We start from the raw sequence: 16,817 nt of genomic DNA, 5'->3' as shown, positions 1-16,817 counted from the left end.
GGTGGGGACGGGTCCGGGGCACACCGTGACGGCGTCACATGCGAAGGCCGAAGGTGTCGACGGGCAACTGGTGTTGTTCGGCGACGCCGTCGACACCACTGCTGCGCCTGTACCACCGACGCGGACGTGGCGGCCGCTGAAAGCCCCGCTGTCGGAGGCTACGGTGCGGCGATTCCATAGCAAGGTCGTCGCGACTCCGGGGTGCCACTACTTCACCGGAGCGGTGTCGAACCCGGACGGGTACGGCCGCTTCACCTTCACCGACGGCGACACCCCGCGGACCTTGTCAGCGCACAGGGTCGCGCTTCTCCTCGCGCACGGCGACCTGGGTGACGGTGTCGTCGGTGAGCACGACTGCGACGAGACGTTGTGTGTGCGTGCCGCCGACGGGCACCTCAAACTCGGGACGCAATCGTCGAACCTGGCACATGCCGTCGCCGTCGGCCGGCACCTCGGGCCGACGCCGGCAGGTGGTGATCCGCGCGGCCGCTACGGTCGAGCGGTCGCGATACGAGACGCGCTGCGCCGCGGCTACGACGAGCAGCGACTGCGGGCCGCGCTCGCCGGCCACAGCGTTGACACACAGTCGCCACCGACGTTGTTCTGACATCGGACCGAACACCGGACACGATGTCGGTGCCTCGCTGTAGACACACAACACATCAGGCCCCTTCGGTGCGACACCGAATCGGTGAGGGCAGTCCCGCCGCGAAAAGACATTTCCTTGACGCTCACCTCGCTTCTCACCGACGACGTCGACCCGCCCCCCCGTCGCCTTCGCCGGCCTCCTCATCTGGTACGTCCGCTACCTCAACGAAAATGACGCCGGGTGGAAGGGATTCGTCGCGAACATTCTCACCGTCATCGGAAGCGCAGCGTTCCTCATAGCCCTTGCGGTCGTGTTCTCCGCCGTCATCGCCGCGGTCCTCACGCTCGTCGCTGTGGTGGTGTTCATGCTGCCGCTGTTCGCGCTCGCCGACGCAAGCGGCACGGCCGGCGGTCGCTACCGGCGCGACCCGTACGGGAACGACTACTACTGGTCGCACGCCTGCACTCGCCACGCCCCCGGTCGGCGGGTTACCTACGCCGCTTTGCCGTACATCCAGGTGACTACGTCGAGAATACGCAGCGCACTGATCTCCTCGGGCAATGCTGCTGCGGCTCGGATCGTCAGCAGTCGGGCATGCAGCGCACCGCTGTCGGCGCGGAGGGCTTCCCTGATCGGATCTCAGTGAACCTCGACCGTGTTCAGGACGCGAGTGACGACGGTGTCGTAGATCGGCACCAGACGCGGTCGTTTGCGCGCCATCAACTTCGACGCTTTAGTGAAGCCGACGTCGTTGATGCTCCTCAGTTCCGTTTCCAGACGTCGGAGAGATGTCACTTCGTGAGTTTCGTCGACGAGGTCTCGGTCGGGTCCGACAGCGTCCAACAGTTCGGTCAATCGTGCGGCGCGGGTGACGAGCAGTTCGCGTGCCGCGCGTGCATCGACGTCGACCGACAAGAACGTGATCGCGACCAGATCGTCGGCGGTGAATCGGTCGGCGTCGGCCACCCGATTCTGCGGTGCCCAACTGTCGAAGTACGCGCCGGTGTAGCACCCGCTGTCGAGGTAGGTACTGCCGTAGTACTCGCGCAGGAGCGCTACCGCGTCGTCGTCGGTGGCGGCCGTGAGAGGTGGCGGAAGTGTGACGCTCATGATGCGGAGTGTGTCAGGCGTTCGCAGACCCGTGACGTGAAACCTGATTGATCACCAACGCGGTCAGAGTGTCCGAGACTGAGACGCAGGCGTTCACGACAACCTGTGTCGCTCCGTCCAGATATTTATGGTCGGTGCGCGTGAAGGCGCGCGGGAGAAGCCAGAACTGGACCGCACCTGTGTCGTCGACCAAAAGCCCACGAGCCCACAGCCCCGACTGCTCGTTCCGCGCCGTGATCACGTCGACGAAGGACCCGAGCAGCACAGCGTGAGTGCCGTCCTCGACCTGCCCATCGAGCACGTCTCGGACCCGGGTTAGCGGCGGGAGGGATGCGCTGCGGTCGACCATTCCCGGAGGCTGTCACAGGCCACAGACACCGACGCCGCCCCGTAGCTACCGAAGCAATTGCGGTGCGCATCAGGGCGTGCACCCGTTGGAGTGATGGTTTAGAGTCGAACTGTTCGACCGTCGATGAGGGTCACGGTCGAGCGTCCATGACCCGGTCGCCGCAACTCGGCGTGTGCACCCACCGCTCCTACGGGGGGTGTGCGTGTCGCGTAGGTGTCGTGCGGCCGTCGACGCTCCCACGAGAGGCCCTCATGTCTGCCATCACCACCCTCGACAAGGACACTGTTCTCGCGCGCGCTCGCGCTGCCATCGACACACGCACCCGCTACGTCGAATCCCTCTTCGACGCCGCAACCGCAGCCTCCGCAGCGCACTCCGCCGTGACTGCCGCCCGCACTGCAGCGGCGGACGCCGACACCGCACTGGCGAAGGCCTACAAGGAAGCGGTCGATGCCGGCTGGACACCGGCCGAGCTCAAGTCCGCGGGCCTGCCCACCCCGGCCGCGCCCCGAACAACGGGGCGGCGAGCCAGGGCCCGACGCACCCGCACCGCAGCGAAGACCCCCACCACCGACACCGCAACCGGATGAAACGGCACTGCCGAGCCGCGCACCATCGACGGCGACGAGGTGTGAGGTGATCCCGTGACACCGCGGCCGCGGTGATCGTGGGTCTGGTGTTGACGAGCTGATTGACGCGTTGGAACGTCACGCCGAGCAGGTTTCGACATCGCGTGTCTCGATTCTCGGGACCTGTCGGTATGCACTGCGATACTCGGGCGGTGATCGAACGTGAAGCTGATCTGCTCCCGGTGACCGTCCTGCTGCCGGAGACCGCGGCTGACCCGATCGTCATGTACGACGCCCACGCCGCCCTCCGTCTTGCCGTCGTCGAGCAGGCCCACGTTCGCCGTCTCGGGCTCGAATGGAACCGACCGGGCAACTATGTGCTTCTTGATCCCGTGGATGCAGAGGGCAAGTGGGGGTGCTACGTCGGGATGACTGCACCCGGGGGCATCCGAACGCGCCTGCTCGATCACTTGACGAATAAAGATCACTGGAGACGTGCGCTGCTGATCCAGCGGGACACGACACACAGCTTTAACTCGGCGCAGGTCGCATGGGTCGAGGGTCGCCTCTACGACCTGCTGAATGCCGCCGAGAATGCTCAGTTGCACAACAAGGTTCGCCCGGTCGACGAAACACTCCCGGCCTTCGACCGCGCCACTCTGGAGGCATGTGTGCTTCCGATCAGCCGAGTCCTGCGGTTACTCGGTCACGACCCGGCAACGGCCGACGAGTCCGGCGTCATCCTGTCGCAGACGGGCGCCACCCGTACCAGCCGTTTCCAGGGGATCACGGTGTTTCATCTCCTCCAAGCAGGAATGCTTTCCGCGGGAACGAAGCTGACATCGACCAACGGTGCATGGCCGGCCAGCGCGGAGGTCCTGAGCGACGGCCGGATCGAGTTCGCTTCCGACATCTACCCAACTCCCAGTGCGGCGGGCAAAGCTGCGAAGGACGGAGGTGCGGTCAACGGGTGGGACTTCTGGGCCGTCGACGAACCATCGGGTCGGACAACACTCGCAACTCTGCGTGCCCGGTACTCCGAAACTGCTGCGGCAGCGAACACCAACTGATCGGACACGAACCGTCCGGCCACGCCCCTTCGACTCCGAGTGCGTCCCTCCCGTCAGGTCGGTGGCGGCGACCTGGTCACGAGTGTCGGACGGAATCATGACCGAGAGGAACCCGTGAAGATCACTGTCGTCGGCGAAACAGCGAGCGTGATCCCCGAGGACCACCCGTTCTTCGTGGACGGTGGTGGCCCTGTCAACGTCGATTACGATCCGGCCGGCGCTGAACTGGTCGCCGAGTTCATCGGCCGATCCAGGACTCACCTGATCTGGCGCGGACATGATGGCAAGCAAGACACCCGCGAGTTCCTCCACTTTCTGCTGTCGTCGTCGGCGTGGCGCATCTTCGAGCACAGTTACGTCACCCTGTTCGCGGAGGAGGTGCCGGTTTCTCTTGGGTACCTGCTGCGTGCACGTCGCGAGTTTGCCGTCGACGAGCGGCCGCAGCGAAGGACACGGTTCGACCGCTTCGATATCCCCCCGGCGATTCCCGAGGAGGTCGGCGACGACGACGAACTCCGGACGGCACTGCATGACTTGCACGAGCAGTCGATACAGGTGTGGACCATGTTGCAGAGCGCTCGCGTGTCCTACGCCGACAGCGGCCGAGATACCGATGGTGACACCTACCCGGAGGACAGGAGGGCGGTGGCGCGTGCTGCTCTGCTGAACATGACGGTCACGAATCTGACCTTGACCGGAAATTTTCGGTCGTGGGCAAGATTCCTCGTGGACTGCGACTCACCTCGCGAAGAGCCCGACATGCAACGATTCGCGACTTCGGTCGGGACGATCTTCGCCGACAGGTATCCGGCGGTGTTCGGGCCTGTGCGCTTCGCGGTATGGGACGTGGACAAGGCTGAGAAGTGGGCGTGGGCGAACCGCTCGGGCCGGGCGATGAAGCCACCCTGACCGTCGCCCGCAGAGGAGGCGATACGCGACCACCGACGCGGGCGCGGCCTGCCGTCGACCAGTGGCCGACTGCGACTCGATGTGGATGCCGCACCTTAAGAGTGCATCGATTCAGCGGCGCGGGGCGTCGGGGCGGTGGCCGGGGCTGCTACTGAAGTCGAAACTCCCTGTGCGCGGCCTGGCAGTCGGTCTGGTGGCGAGAGCTGCCGCGACCTGTGTCTCGAGGCGGGGATTGGGCCGGTCGGGGCTGTAGGCGGCGGTGTCGCAAGAGCTGGCGATGCGCAGCACGAGGTGGTCGGGCCGGTGCGGCTTCCCTGTGTCCGCCGTGCGCAATTCGGCGTCGGCAGCGGCATGGTCACGGAGACTTCGGGCAAGGCCTGTCCAGTCGACGCGGGTCATGGTCGCCTCCGATACCGCTGGCGGTTCCGATGATCGTGTGCGGGGCCGGGCGCTTCCCGGATCGACTGTTGGCGTCGACCGCCACCCGACCCCGCGTTGCCAAGCTATCAGCAATCGAACATGTGTTCTATATCGGGCCCGGGCGGTTAGGGAGTCGGGTGAGTCCGGTGGTGCGGTACCAGTCGCGTAGCCGCCCGGGTTCGCTGGTGAGGTGTCGATGCGCGCGGAGGAGCGCGCGGACCTGATCGTGCTCGGCGAGAAGGGCTGGGTCGTCGGGGTCGTATCCGTCGGCGATGAGTGCAGCGCGTTGCTCCGGGTCCATGTTCACTTGGACGCAGCGAACCTCCTTGTGGTTCCCCTTCGACACGACTTCCCAGACGGGCCCGAGGCGCTGCCCGAAACTTCTCGCAGCGCCACACACAGGGCCGAAGTGCCTGCGGTCGGAACCAACCGGGTCACTCCCCGACCGCCACCTACCACCCGGTCGCGCCTACATCTGACCGCCCGGGAGGTTGGGACATCGGCCAAGTCTCGCGATCCATGAAAGCGCACCTTAGACAAGCTCGAATTCGATCGTCGACAGTTCGTTGATAGTTCGTTGATAGTTCGCTACCATCTAGACCATGACGAACAGTGAGAATGCAGTAGTCGTGTTCACCGGAAAGAGCTTTGATTCGATCCTGAACGAGGGCGGATCACAGTCGTGGAAGTTGGACGCTGGTCGCGCCAAGAAGTGCGAGTACCTGGTGTGCACGCAGAACGCCCACAACCCGGAGGCGTACGCGGACGGCACCGAGCCCCATGGAAGTGCATTCCTGGTCGGGCGGATCTCACGGATCAGCCCGGCTACCGACGGCGACGCCAGTCGCTGGAAGATTCAGTTCAGCGAGTACGCGCGGGTCAACGTGGCCCACGCGTGGACGGGTGATCGGAATCCCGTGCGATACACCACGGTTGAAAGCCTGGGGATAGACGTGAATGCCCTCGACTTCGAACCGTTTCAGGAGGAGCCGGCGGCCGCGGAGACTGTCCGGGCATCTGCAGGATTGACCATCCGGGAGGCGAAGGCTGGACTCGCGCTGACGTACGACGTCGATGTTGAATCGATTGAGGTCGTCATTCGTGGGTGATCGAGCATCCCGGTCACCGAACTTTGCAGCTGGAGTGATTACACCTTGAGCAAGTCTGCGTGAGCCACGTAAGCCCCTCGACTCGCAAGAGTCGAGGGGCTTACGTTCGGAGACGAGGGGACCCCAGCAGGGTTTCACCATGATCGCTATTTTGCGGATCGGGTCGGGCACCTTGCAAAACATGCGCGTCCGAACTCGTCACGCTCCGATTGCTCTCCGTTCAGCTACACATAGCATCCCTGCATATTGGACCTACCGGGTCTCGTCCTCGTCGGAGTTCAGGTTCGGTGGCTGATACTCGCCGTACAGCTGTCGGTTCGGGTCGGACGAGTGATGTTGCTGCTGCGCCCGGTCGATGACTTCCGCGTCCCGAGTCCGCTTCGTTGCCGCCATCTCCCGCAGCGCCCAGATCACACCACCGACTGCCATCGCCAGCCCCGCGAAGCCCGCACCGAGTTCACCGTCGGCGAAGTTCCCGATCGAGCCGATCACGCCGAAGACGACCAGGCCAATTGCAGTTCCGAATCGACGCTTGCGCCTGGTGGCGGCATCGGGGTGGGTGTAGAACGTATGGATCCGTCGGTATGTGCGGCTCAGGAATCCCGGCCGGCTTGCATTGTGGTGGCCGGTTCCGGAAGCAGAGTCGGTTGGGGCCGGTGCACCCGACGCCGGGGCCGCGTATCCGTTCGGAGCCTGGACCGACTCGACAAATTGCGCGTGCAGGCTCAGTTGGTGTCCACATGCACGGCACTTCTTCTTGGTGGCCATCGCAAGCTCCGATGCACCGAGGGTCACGACACCGGCGGACGCGCGCCCCAGCTTCCGGCCAGTGTGCGCGAGATCGGAATTTGTGCAGTTCCTGCAGTCTCGACAGCCGGTGTAAACCCTCTGCGGCATAAGGTCCTCATCATCTCGTGTGCCGTCGGTCGTGGCCATTCCACGAGCAACTAGATAGTCATCGGTGAGAGGATCGATGGCGTTAGCTCGACTCGCGTGCGGGCAGATCGCAACACGCCTGCCAGCTTCAGAAGACGAGTGCTCTGTCTCAGACAGCGGACTGCTCCCTCGCCGCCTGGACCGCCGCTGCGACGGAGAAGGCGCTGCGGATGGGGCTGCTGGAATCCGTGCCGGTGGTCGTCTCGACGGAGGAGGCGGAGTTCTTCGACGACGGGGAACGCCCGCTTCTCAGTTTGGCGGGTTGTCGAGTATTTGGACGGATCGACCGTCCCATTGGAAGCGGACGGATGTGACGACACCGTCATCGCAGGCGTTGCACGACTGTCCGGTTTCGTAGGTGAGGACCACCGTGTCGTCTGTGGACGCCGCCAAGTCGAGTTCCGTGAACCCATAGGCTTCTGACGTTCCGGTACCGAGGTACTCTCCGCGATGAAACATCAACGCCTGCACCGGCGAGCTCCCCGTCCCGCCTTCGACACCGACCATGATGGCGGACAGATCAGCGCATGCGTCAAAGTTGCTTCCGATCGGGACAGGGTCCCATTCGCGGCCGGTGTTCGGTTCGGGTGGCAACGTCGTCAGGGCGTCGGTGAGAGCGTCGTTGGCGTCCGGTCCGCAATCGTTCTGGTCAGTACTGCTGCTGGACGGTCGCGTATCCAGGGCCGGAGGGTCAAGCTGAGGGCTCACGGGTGCGCTGTTCTGGTTGTCGGTCCTGGCCGCCGGGTTCCAGGAGCACAGCTGGCTGGCGTAGTAGGTGTCGGATCCTCCCCGCACTGAATCGGGGACGGGAGGCCCCACTCTGAACGCATTGACCCGAACTTCAGGCGTGAACGGGCCGTCGCTGAAAAGGTTGGGTTGGCCGTCGAGGTCGTATACGAACCGCACAGAACGAGCCGAACGTTCGAAGTCGATCAAGAAGTTTCGCTGTGTGTACTCCGGGACGGGGTCGCCGAGGCCCTCGTCCACGGCGAGATCAAGTCGAGCCGCTCCCCACCCATCCTTTGTCAATGCAGTAAACACAGATCCCTCGTCGGCACCGACCAACACGTTGTAGACGAAGCTCCCGGCTTCAAAAACTGGCTCGTCTGAGTAAGGGGATGTGACCAAGCGCGGTGTCGGCGGTGCCGTGACGGCGAAGTCGATGGTGACCGCGATCTTCTGCTCACCCAGGTGTTCCAGGCTCGCAGTCTTTACGGTGGTGTCGGTGCTGTTCGACGGCATGTCGAGCCCGTTCTTCTCTTCAGTGCAAGCAGCGGTGTGTGGAAAGGCGGACCACCTGACATCGTCGGGTCGAGTCAGGGCGAAGATGGTCGCCGCTGACGCGATCAGCGCGACGCCGCCGATGGCTCCCAGGACGAGCGCTTTCCTGGGTATCTTCCGTCGTTGCGGTGATGGCAGCGCCGGCGGAATCGGCTGCGTGGCGTTGGTCCATTGATGACCGTCCCAGTACCGCAAAACGTTCGCCTGGATGTCTTGATACCAACCGGGAGCGGCGCGACGGTCGCCATCAGAACTGGTCACGGGAACGACTCTAAGTGGCGAACGGGACTCCGAGGTCTAGTTCGTGGGGAGCAGTTGACGCTCGAAGGCGGCGGGGGCACCGAAATTGTGGAAGATGAGCTCGCTGTTGGCGGTGCTGGTGTCGATCTGTTCGGTGACGGATGCGAACGCCACTCCCCTGGATTTGAGTCCATCTGTCAGTTTCGAAAGACGCCTGCACTGTTTCAGAAGTGGACTGCACTAACCGCCTCTCGCGACCGCTAGAGCATCTCGTTCTCCCCGCGCCAGGGCGAGGTTGCTGTATAGGGCGGATCGTTTCAATCCTGTGTTTTTGCAGAGTGTTTCAATCTTGAACTGCCGTGTTTCGAATACCTGGAGTAGGTATGCCCGCTCTTCAGGGGTCAGAGTGTGCGGCCGGCCTTTCATCTTACCGGCCGCTGCTGCGGCAGCGATCGCGTCGCGGGTGCGGGCTCGGATCAAGTCGGACTCGAATTCGGCCATGAGGCCCAGCATCCCGATGAACATTTTGCCCATGGGATCAGCTGGGTCATAGACCTTGCCGTCGATCGACAGTGCCACTCCCCTGGCGGCGAGGCGGTTCACGGTTTCGTGGAGGTCTCCGGCCGATCGGGAGAGTCTGTCGAGTTTGGTGACGCAAAATTCGTCGCCGTCGCGGCTGGCGTTAATGGCGTGTTCGAGTCCGGGGCGTTTTGCTTGCCGGCCGCTGACAGCGTGGTCGATATAGACCCGGTCGCGGTCGACACCAATCTTGGCGAGCAGTCCAACTTGGACGGAGGTGTCCTGTCGGGCGGTGCTGCACCGCGCGTACCCGATTTTCATGCCCCTCCGGCCTGCTGGACTCGATCTGTCCAGTAGAGACTACGGGAAGCTGGACCAAACAAGTGGACACTTCCAGCGGACGGTTTGACTGAGAGAACCTCGTGGTCAATCACTCTCAGTAGCCCGTTCGCGCTCGTCCGGTATGACGATGGTCAAAACGCACACCCAAACCCGCAGGAGGGCGCAGAGGGGGTTCCGGTGCTTTGGTCCGGTTGTCGCCAGGCCGAACGTGCGGCTGCGCCTTGACCCGGTAGCAAATGCTGTTCGCTAATCGCGGCGCAGCGGATCGTGTGACGACCGCGCTGAATGGACCCACGATCGGTCGTGTCGTAAGCGATCGTTCAGGGACATGCTTAGACGCGCCCGAAGAGTGCGTTGAAATCTTTGGTAGCAAGCGGAACAGTCGGTACCCATAGACTGCGCACAGCCTTTCATCCTCGACGCAGTAGATGGAGAAGCACAGTGCCACTGCAGGACAACCGCCCCCGCACAGTCAGGCGCATGGTCGCCATCGCCGGGATTTCGGCGATGACCCTCACCCCAGGCCTTGCCGCCGCCCAACCGTCAACCGACTACACCGTCGCCGCCTCGATCGAAGTTTCTGGCCGACCTGAGGGTATCGCCGTATCTCCGGATAACCGGACCGCGTTCGTTACGCACGGCGACAATGAAACGGGGGGGCTACTCTCGAAGATCGATACGACGACACGCGCAGTCGTACAGACGGTCCCTATAGGTGCGGGTCCTGTCGGGCTCGCAGTCTCCCCCGACGGTTCGACGTTGTTCATGGGGGACAACGGCGGCGACACCTTGTCAGTGATCGACACTCGCACGCTCGCTGTACGCAACGTGCTACCGGCCTGCGATGGGCCCTTGGGAACCGTCATGACACAGGATGGCTCGAAAGTTGTCGTGGCTTGCCAGTTCGACGGAAACGTTCTGATCCTCGACACCAAGACCAACACGACTTCGCTGGTCAAGGCTGGCGATCGCAGCTTGTTCGTGGCCGTCTCTCCGGATGGCCGTACGGCGTACTCGACGGACTTGCTCGGTGATTACTCGATTGCTGTCATCGACCTCGCGTCGAGTCATGTTTCGAGACGCATTCCGACTGGCCGCGAGACTGCATTCACGATCGACGTCGCCGAATCGGGCCGAACATTGTTCTTCACGTCAGTGGGTTCAGAGGGCAACCAGTTGCAGAAGTTGGACATCGCGACGGGCCGTGTGCAGAAGCTCACGCTGGACAGCCAGCCCGCTGGCCTCGACGTAGCCCCTGACGACTCGGTTGCATACGTGGTGAGCAACGAAGCCGTCTATGTGATCGACGTGGCGACCTTGACCTTGGTCGACACCGTCACGACACCGGGCAATGGCCAACTTGTTGCTGTCGCTCCGAACAGCGCCGCAGCGTATGTAACGAGCCAATTCTCCACGGTCTCGGTCATAACAGACGGGAGTGTGCCCCCGCCGCCTCCCGGTCCGCCGAGCACGGGTTCAGGCTCGATTTTCGGAAGCTAGCTTCTCGCGGGCGGCGCAGGATGAGTTTGGCGACCCCGTACAGGAGCATCTACCAGGACATCGATACGCAGGTCCGCGATACGACCGATCTGCTCTCGGGGCGCCTCGATAGACGTCCGTCGAACAGGACGGCCTCGAAGGGGAGCGCGGATCTCTGCGACATACACGTATAGAGAGGCACCATCAGCAGCCTCCGACATGAAATAGCGAACAAAGCCGTGATGTCCACCTGGGCGAGTGTCGATGTATTCGAAGTCGCCGGCACCGTCCTCGGCGAACGGCACGTACGCGTCCAGGAACATCTCAGCTGTTTCGCCGGCCTCCTGCGAACGTATTATCTCGGGCCATTCAGGACCGAGATCGTCTATGTCGTGGAGCGTGTCGCGAGCCGATCTGTACCGATAGAGAAGCTCGTCGAGGGTTAACAACGCTCCGTCGGGCAGAACAGTCCAAACCAGATGATCTGCGCCCACTGAAAAATGCTGGCCAACGTGCAGAGAGAAGAACTCCTGGAGCTCAACAGGCCACCGAGATGTTTCACACTCAGCCTAAAGGCAGGCCTCGCGCACGGAATTGTCATCGGTGCGACTGCGCGAGCTCGCCGGGCCGACAGGTAGCCTCGACATACATGCCGTCAACCCTCCACGCAGGCATGATACAAGATTTGAACGGTTCCCGTCTATCAACACCGTGCTTGACCCACAGTCGCCGTTCTGGCACGAGAGATAAGTGCCGTATGTCACCTGATCTCGTACCCATTTTGCTTAGGAACAACGTACATCCCCTAGCGTCCACGGATACCTCTTTGCCATCCAAATTGAGCGAGATGCTTTTGATCATGAGACCTCCGTGTTAAAGGTCGAACTGACGGCGCCGATTGGCGAGCGCACGCATTATCGCTACGGCCCACGCCCGCGGGCTCCTCGCCGGTTACAAAAACCCACGTGACATCATCTTCACCAATCAACTGCCGCGAACGTCCACAGGAAAGACCTTGAAATTCGAACTACGGCAACAGACCAACGAGAGCAGCTGAGGCTAGGTAGGGGTGGTCCAAATCTGTTCTCGTCAACTCGAAACCGGGGTTGCAAAAATCATTCCCACGGCTGTGGTTCGGTTACACCACCGGGGCTGACGGCTTCCCGACATGTAAGTGACAGCCGGTGATAGGCGCTTGATACTCGACTGGTCAGCCTCACGATACCTATGATCAACGGCCCCTACAGCTGGCATTGCTGCTGTTGGTTACCGAATGCGCGGCCCTCTCTGCAGCGGCCCGCTTCTCTGCGCGAACGGCTGGCCGTTGTTGTGGGTGGCCTCCAGGTAGTCGACGTAGCGCTCCACTGCTTCTGCAGCGAGGTCGGACGGACCGCGAGGTGCTCCCGGTGTGGCCATCAACGCTTCGGCTGCGTTCAGGAGACGCTCACTCGTCTCGACGTAGAAGTAGAACGTCCGCTTGGTCTTGGCTGGCCTGCCTACGACTGGCGGAGGATTTGTTAACTCCGCGCTCGGTACCAGGTCGGCCACCGGGTCGAGCGGACTCGAGTTGCCCAAGCTGCTTTTCAGGCGTTCAGGACGCGCCATCGTCGACTCCTTCCATGAGCAGTCCCGACGTGCGGCGGTAGATGCTGGCCAGATTGCGTGCGTCCGTCGTGCCCCAGTCGAGCAGGCTGGTCTGTGCCTCGGAGGAGTCCTTCAGCACGACTCGCTTGGGTACCGGATCTCCGATGACCGTGATGCAGTCGGCGATCTCGGCCAGCTGCTCGCGACCAGCGATGGTGTTGCGTTCGTGGAGGTTGATGATCGCGCCCACCAGCTCGAGCGTCGGGTTGTAGCTGCGGCGGACCACGTCGATGGTTCGTCGTAAGCGTGCCAGCCCGTTCGCGGAGAACAGCGCGGACTGACTGACCACGAGCGCTCGTTGCGCCGCCACCAGAGCGTTGATCGTCAACAGGTCCAGACTCGGCGGGCAGTCGATCACCACCAGTCCGTACATCGGAGCGAGCGATTCCAGTGCATCTCGGAGTCGCCGCTCGCGTCCCGCGCCCCCCAGAATCAGCTCATCCCGCACAAACGCGAGGGATTCCGAGTTCGGATCGGTGGCCACCAGATCGACGCCGTCCCAGATGGATGGTGCCACGACGTCTGCGAGGGTGGCGGCCGACCGGTCCGACAATGCGTCCGCCATTCCCGCGTCACCGGGCGTGGGCTCACCGGCGCTGAGGACGGTGCTCAAGTTTCCCTGAGGGTCCATGTCGAGTGCCAGGACTCGGTGGCCGGCGCGACGGGCCGCATCAACGATGTGGAAGGTGGTCGTCGTTTTGCCTACGCCACCTTTCTGGTTACAGAAGGCGATCACGTTATGTGACATGCGTGTCCTCTTTCATATGTCGGTACGCCTTGAAGAGTGGGATTCCCTTACCCGCAATACCTGCAATACGGGTGAGGGAAGAAACGCAAGTGATGGCTGCATTGGAGGAGTGGCAGCAACACGACCCATCCTTGCCACCCCAGCAAAGAGTCCGATACCGGTGATTACCGATTGGGATGTGACACCCGCACGGGAAGAAATACCAGCAATACCACCGTTACCGGAATAGCGGTCGATGCTGACAGAACCACCCGAACAGCAACCACAAGCAATCCGAGTGTTGTCATCGAACCCACACCGGAGTTGATTGTGCGCCGGGTCCGACGGTCCGTTCTTCGAGCACCGAGGATAGAAACTGTTGGCATGGAGGGTGGTCCTGTCTACTGCGTCGGACTACGTGCTGCTTCACCCGGACCCCCCAGGGGTGACCCCCAATGTCCGCACCCACGTTGTCCGCTCCACGCCCTCTGGCCCCGCGCCGTGACGACGCGTGGCTGATCGGTATCGCCACCTCGTTAATGATCAGTTCTCGAAGTGGTGCCTCGCGGCCGGTCGACGAGGATCGCTAAAGGGTGCACAGGCAACGGCGGCAGGCTGGTTATCGTCGGGCTCTGCCTGAAAACGACGCACTCGCCGAAAACGCCTGCATCAGGTCATGTGCTGATGCGGGGACATCGGTCGGCCGTGAATGATGTGATCGCGGGATGGGTCACCGCGTCAGAAGTCGATCCCGGGAATGGCAAAAAGGCCTTGATGGGGATCGATCAATGATCTAAAGTCAGTCGTCGAAGCCTCCGTCCTCGCGGGTGGTAGGCCTGGTGCCCTCGGCTCCGGTGCTTGACACACCGGATTCAGCCGAGGGCACTTCAGTTCCGTATGGGTCCTGTGTCAGCGTCACTTATGCGACGTCCGCGTCGCCGGCGCTCCGGGACTCGAGGCGTTCGATGTACTCGTCGATGGCGGTGTCGGGTATCAGGCGGCGCTTGCCGACCTTGACGCTTCGGATCTCGCCGGACGCGATTTTGTTGAAGAAGTTGGACCGACCGAGCCCGGTCCGGGCCATGCCTTCCTGCACTGAGAAGAGCTGCCTGCCCATTTCATCCTCCTGTCGTGAATCACCACTAGCTCGTCGCGATTGCGGCTACGTCTGAGTGGTTCCACCACAAGGTACCTCTGTCGTAGATTCACCGCAATAGCTGGCTTAGATGCCGTAGTATGCGTGTTCATGACGCAGGAGTGGAGCCAGCAGATCGTCGACAGAGTGGGAAAAGAGGTGCGGCGCGCGCGAACTGCCGCCTTGCCGCCCCTGTCAGGGCAGGCACTCTCGGAGCGCACGGCAGAGCTGGGCCACCCGATCTCACGAGCCGTCATTTCTGACTTGGAGACAGGTCGGCGACGCGGTCTCGACGTGGCGGATCTCATCGTGTTGGCGGCGGCGCTGCAGATCGCCCCCGTCCAGTTGCTGTTTCCCGATCTCCCGCGCGGCCCAGTGAACGTCTTACCCGGAAGACCGCACGAGTCGCACGACGCAATGCGATGGTTCGCGGGCGAATCCGGCTTGTTTTCCCCGTCAGACGGTTGGCAGACCAAAACCGGCGAGCCTGCGCGTGTGTGGACTCGGGAAGCGTTGGCGCCGGAAATCGATCGCGTCACCGTTACGCGCAAGTGGCTAAGGGCAATCACCTCAATGAGAGGGGCGCAGTCGCAGATCAGGCGAGCTCTGGCATCGAAAGAGACGCCAGAACAGATCAGCACCCTGGAAGACCTGTACGACGATGCTTGTGACCGTGCCGACGCGCTACGCAAGCAGATGGCGGAGCTCGGCATGGAAGTCGGCGACGGTCGTCCTCCTCGTGCTTGAGATGTCCTCCCCCAGCGTTGCGACTTCGGTAGCGGCGTCCCCGCGGCCGGACATCAGCACAGGACCCCGAGCACTGCGACCAGCGAGTAGTCGTGGCTAGGCAGCATTTGCCACCGCAGATCAAAAAGATCTCAGTGCGCGATAGACGTACAGGCACAAATGTGACTCGGTACGAGGTTCGTGTTGATTCGCCCACGCCCGAATCTGACTCCGCGTCCGCGTCCGCAGACGAACTAACGGTAACGTCGCCTCGCCGCTCGCAGAGTCGTCGACGTTTCTCGACAGAGAAGGAAGCCCGCGCTGCGCTCTCACAAGCCCGCGACGAGCTGAACGACCCCACCTACGTCGCACCGTCCGCCGCAACGGTCGACGAAGCGTGCTCGACTTATCTTTCCGGCCGACACAACCTGAAGCCCACGACACTTGTTTCGTATACGCAAGCTCTGAAACCTATCCGACTCGTATATGGCCACACCCCGATACAGAAGCTGACCAAACAGCATCTCGACACGCTCGTTCGCGATCTCCTGTCAGGTTCGATACCGAAGAGTTCCGGCCGCCGAAAGCCATGGAAGGCCATCTCGGTGAACCACATGTTGAATGTCATCTCCATGGTGTTGACCCAGGAGGTGAAGCAGGGGCGTCTGGTGCGCGACGTCGCGGCGTTGGTCGACCGACTACCTCGCGACCATCTGTCCACCAGTACCTACTCACAGGACGAGGTGAGCCATATCCTGCACGCAGCTGGGAGCTCGCGCGTCGGACACGCTTGGGTGCTGGCGCTTCACGGACTCCGACGGGGTGAGATCTGCGGACTACGGTGGCGAGATGTAGATCTTGAGATGGGTACCCTCACGATCGCCAACAACAGAGTCAGCGTGAACGGTCAGGCTGCCGAAGTCGCTCCGAAGTCGCGAAGTTCGCGTCGGACGCTTCCGTTGACCGACGCTCTTCGGCGGAGCTTGCTACAAGCAAGAGAATCGCAGTCGGAGGAGTCGAAATCAGCCGGCCAGGACTACCAGGACGGCAGCTATGTCGTCTGCGACGAGTTGGGCCGCGCGTACCACCCCGACAGCATCTCCGGCCTATGGGAACGGTTCACGATGCGCGCGAGCATCAGGCCTCTACGGTTGCACGATTGCCGGCACTCTTGCGGAACACTGATGCACCTTCAAGGGGTCCCGATAGCCGTCATCGCCGCCTGGCTGGGACACAGCGACAATGCATTCACGATGCGTACCTACGTCCACGCTCAGGACGAAGCAATGCTGGACGGTGCCGATGTGCTCCAAGCCATGATGTCGGCACGAAATTCGGCCGACATTGGTCTTGATCCGCACACGCTTCTTGAATAGGCGCTCGGTTCACGCTCAAGTACGGCATCGGCCACCGCGGTACAGGACAGTGCGCCGCCACCAGTTTCGGGGGGAATGTGTCATCGTGTGTCATCGAGACGCCCATTGCACCCGCAACATGAAAATGCCTGACCAGCATTTTAGCTGGTCAGGCACGATATTGTGATGGAGCCGCCTAAGAGAATCGAACTCTTGACCTTTTCATTACGAGTGAAATGCTCTACCGACTGAGCTAAGGCGGCGTGGCTCCCTGAGGAGCCATCGCAAGTTTAACCGGTCCCCCCGCC

General features: G+C 62.5%; 17 protein-coding genes, 1 tRNA gene and 2 pseudogenes. 8 read left to right on the top strand and 12 right to left on the bottom strand.

Features of this window, described 5'->3' with window-relative positions; translation table 11 throughout:
- The coding region (locus tag HQ308_RS19955) for a hypothetical protein (RefSeq protein ID WP_222647591.1) at positions 1-607 on the top strand (607 nt) is incomplete at its 5' end.
- 474 nt (positions 608-1,081) lie between these two features.
- On the opposite strand, the pseudogene HQ308_RS19950 reads toward HQ308_RS19955, so the two are convergent.
- Positions 1,082-1,699 (bottom strand): annotated as a pseudogene (locus HQ308_RS19950) (DUF6308 family protein).
- 13 nt (positions 1,700-1,712) lie between these two features.
- Positions 1,713-2,048 carry a hypothetical protein gene (locus HQ308_RS19945; RefSeq protein ID WP_222647590.1) on the bottom strand — a complete coding sequence of 112 codons (336 nt, stop codon included), beginning with the start codon at positions 2,046-2,048 and terminating at the stop codon, positions 1,713-1,715.
- Between the two features lie 251 nt (positions 2,049-2,299).
- Between HQ308_RS19945 and HQ308_RS19940 the strand changes: the two genes are divergently transcribed.
- The 3 genes from HQ308_RS19940 (at position 2,300) to HQ308_RS19930 (ending at position 4,596) form a co-directional block, all read left to right on the top strand.
- Complete coding sequence (locus HQ308_RS19940; RefSeq protein WP_222647589.1) at positions 2,300-2,638, top strand: hypothetical protein; 339 nt, start codon at positions 2,300-2,302, stop codon at positions 2,636-2,638.
- Between the two features lie 191 nt (positions 2,639-2,829).
- Positions 2,830-3,687, top strand: a complete 858-nt coding sequence (locus HQ308_RS19935) for a hypothetical protein (RefSeq protein ID WP_222647588.1) — start codon at positions 2,830-2,832, stop codon at positions 3,685-3,687.
- A 114-nt stretch (positions 3,688-3,801) separates the two neighbouring features.
- Positions 3,802-4,596 carry an FAD-dependent thymidylate synthase gene (locus HQ308_RS19930; protein WP_222647587.1) on the top strand — a complete coding sequence of 265 codons (795 nt, stop codon included), beginning with the start codon at positions 3,802-3,804 and terminating at the stop codon, positions 4,594-4,596.
- Between the two features lie 526 nt (positions 4,597-5,122).
- Here HQ308_RS19930 and HQ308_RS19925 read toward each other — a convergent pair.
- A complete protein-coding gene (locus tag HQ308_RS19925) occupies positions 5,123-5,323 on the bottom strand; it encodes a hypothetical protein (RefSeq protein ID WP_222647586.1) in 201 nt (66 codons plus the stop codon).
- Between the two features lie 295 nt (positions 5,324-5,618).
- Between HQ308_RS19925 and HQ308_RS19920 the strand changes: the two genes are divergently transcribed.
- Positions 5,619-6,125 carry a hypothetical protein gene (locus tag HQ308_RS19920; protein ID WP_222647585.1) on the top strand — a complete coding sequence of 169 codons (507 nt, stop codon included), beginning with the start codon at positions 5,619-5,621 and terminating at the stop codon, positions 6,123-6,125.
- Between the two features lie 252 nt (positions 6,126-6,377).
- On the opposite strand, the gene HQ308_RS19915 is transcribed toward HQ308_RS19920, so the two are convergent.
- The 4 genes from HQ308_RS19915 to HQ308_RS19900 all read right to left on the bottom strand — a co-directional run bounded on the left by HQ308_RS19915 (position 6,378) and on the right by HQ308_RS19900 (position 9,422).
- Positions 6,378-6,893, bottom strand: coding sequence for a hypothetical protein (locus HQ308_RS19915; protein WP_222647584.1), 516 nt, complete (start codon positions 6,891-6,893; stop codon positions 6,378-6,380).
- A 417-nt stretch (positions 6,894-7,310) separates the two neighbouring features.
- A complete protein-coding gene (locus HQ308_RS19910) occupies positions 7,311-8,603 on the bottom strand; it encodes an LppP/LprE family lipoprotein (RefSeq protein ID WP_222647583.1) in 1,293 nt (430 codons plus the stop codon).
- Positions 8,604-8,639: 36 nt separating this feature from the next.
- Complete coding sequence (locus HQ308_RS19905) at positions 8,640-8,810, bottom strand: recombinase family protein (RefSeq protein WP_222647598.1); 171 nt, start codon at positions 8,808-8,810, stop codon at positions 8,640-8,642.
- Between the two features lie 12 nt (positions 8,811-8,822).
- Positions 8,823-9,422: a recombinase family protein gene (locus HQ308_RS19900; RefSeq protein WP_222647582.1), complete on the bottom strand. Its 600-nt coding sequence runs from the start codon at positions 9,420-9,422 to the stop codon at positions 8,823-8,825.
- A gap of 501 nt (positions 9,423-9,923) precedes the next feature.
- Between HQ308_RS19900 and HQ308_RS19895 the strand changes: the two genes are divergently transcribed.
- Positions 9,924-10,943 carry a YncE family protein gene (locus HQ308_RS19895; RefSeq protein WP_222647581.1) on the top strand — a complete coding sequence of 340 codons (1,020 nt, stop codon included), beginning with the start codon at positions 9,924-9,926 and terminating at the stop codon, positions 10,941-10,943.
- Here HQ308_RS19895 and HQ308_RS23105 read toward each other — a convergent pair.
- The 4 genes and pseudogenes from HQ308_RS23105 to HQ308_RS19875 form a co-directional block, all read right to left on the bottom strand.
- Positions 10,940-11,455 (bottom strand): annotated as a pseudogene (locus HQ308_RS23105) (SMI1/KNR4 family protein); the annotation flags it as partial. The gene HQ308_RS19895 and the pseudogene HQ308_RS23105 sit on opposite strands and share 4 nt — an antisense overlap.
- Before the next feature lie 733 nt (positions 11,456-12,188).
- On the bottom strand, positions 12,189-12,470 hold the full coding sequence (locus tag HQ308_RS19885) for a hypothetical protein (RefSeq protein WP_308115835.1): 282 nt from the start codon (positions 12,468-12,470) through the stop codon (positions 12,189-12,191).
- A gap of 43 nt (positions 12,471-12,513) precedes the next feature.
- Positions 12,514-13,314, bottom strand: coding sequence for a ParA family protein (locus tag HQ308_RS19880; RefSeq protein ID WP_222647579.1), 801 nt, complete (start codon positions 13,312-13,314; stop codon positions 12,514-12,516).
- An 898-nt stretch (positions 13,315-14,212) separates the two neighbouring features.
- The gene (locus tag HQ308_RS19875) at positions 14,213-14,410 is read right to left on the bottom strand and encodes an excisionase family DNA-binding protein (protein WP_222647578.1); all 198 of its coding nucleotides are present in this window, start codon (positions 14,408-14,410) and stop codon (positions 14,213-14,215) included.
- Between the two features lie 129 nt (positions 14,411-14,539).
- On the opposite strand from HQ308_RS19875, the gene HQ308_RS19870 reads away from it, so the two are divergent.
- On the top strand, positions 14,540-15,175 hold the full coding sequence (locus tag HQ308_RS19870) for a helix-turn-helix transcriptional regulator (protein WP_222647577.1): 636 nt from the start codon (positions 14,540-14,542) through the stop codon (positions 15,173-15,175).
- A 161-nt stretch (positions 15,176-15,336) separates the two neighbouring features.
- Entirely contained in the window at positions 15,337-16,530 is a 1,194-nt protein-coding gene (locus tag HQ308_RS19865) for a site-specific integrase (protein ID WP_308115834.1), read from the top strand.
- A 166-nt stretch (positions 16,531-16,696) separates the two neighbouring features.
- Here the strand turns inward: HQ308_RS19865 and HQ308_RS19860 are convergent.
- Positions 16,697-16,772, bottom strand: a tRNA-Thr gene (locus HQ308_RS19860).
- Positions 16,773-16,817 lie beyond the last annotated feature (45 nt).

This window comes from Rhodococcus sp. BP-241 (assembly GCF_019836145.1).
Classification (GTDB): Bacteria; Actinomycetota; Actinomycetes; order Mycobacteriales; family Mycobacteriaceae; genus Rhodococcoides.
The sequence above is the reverse complement of the archived record's forward strand: the minus strand, read 5'-3'. Positions and strand labels throughout refer to the sequence as shown.

Coding starts and splice junctions, on each gene's coding strand:
- HQ308_RS19875 (WP_222647578.1), bottom strand. CDS start 14,410: ATGGGCAGGCAGCTCTTCTCAGTGCAGGAAGGCATGGCCCGGACCGGG.
- HQ308_RS19895 (WP_222647581.1), top strand. CDS start 9,924: ATGGTCGCCATCGCCGGGATTTCGGCGATGACCCTCACCCCAGGCCTT.
- HQ308_RS19880 (WP_222647579.1), bottom strand. CDS start 13,314: ATGTCACATAACGTGATCGCCTTCTGTAACCAGAAAGGTGGCGTAGGC.
- HQ308_RS19920 (WP_222647585.1), top strand. CDS start 5,619: ATGACGAACAGTGAGAATGCAGTAGTCGTGTTCACCGGAAAGAGCTTT.
- HQ308_RS19945 (WP_222647590.1), bottom strand. CDS start 2,048: ATGGTCGACCGCAGCGCATCCCTCCCGCCGCTAACCCGGGTCCGAGAC.
- HQ308_RS19940 (WP_222647589.1), top strand. CDS start 2,300: ATGTCTGCCATCACCACCCTCGACAAGGACACTGTTCTCGCGCGCGCT.
- HQ308_RS19900 (WP_222647582.1), bottom strand. CDS start 9,422: ATGAAAATCGGGTACGCGCGGTGCAGCACCGCCCGACAGGACACCTCC.
- HQ308_RS19915 (WP_222647584.1), bottom strand. CDS start 6,893: ATGGCCACCAAGAAGAAGTGCCGTGCATGTGGACACCAACTGAGCCTG.
- HQ308_RS19870 (WP_222647577.1), top strand. CDS start 14,540: ATGACGCAGGAGTGGAGCCAGCAGATCGTCGACAGAGTGGGAAAAGAG.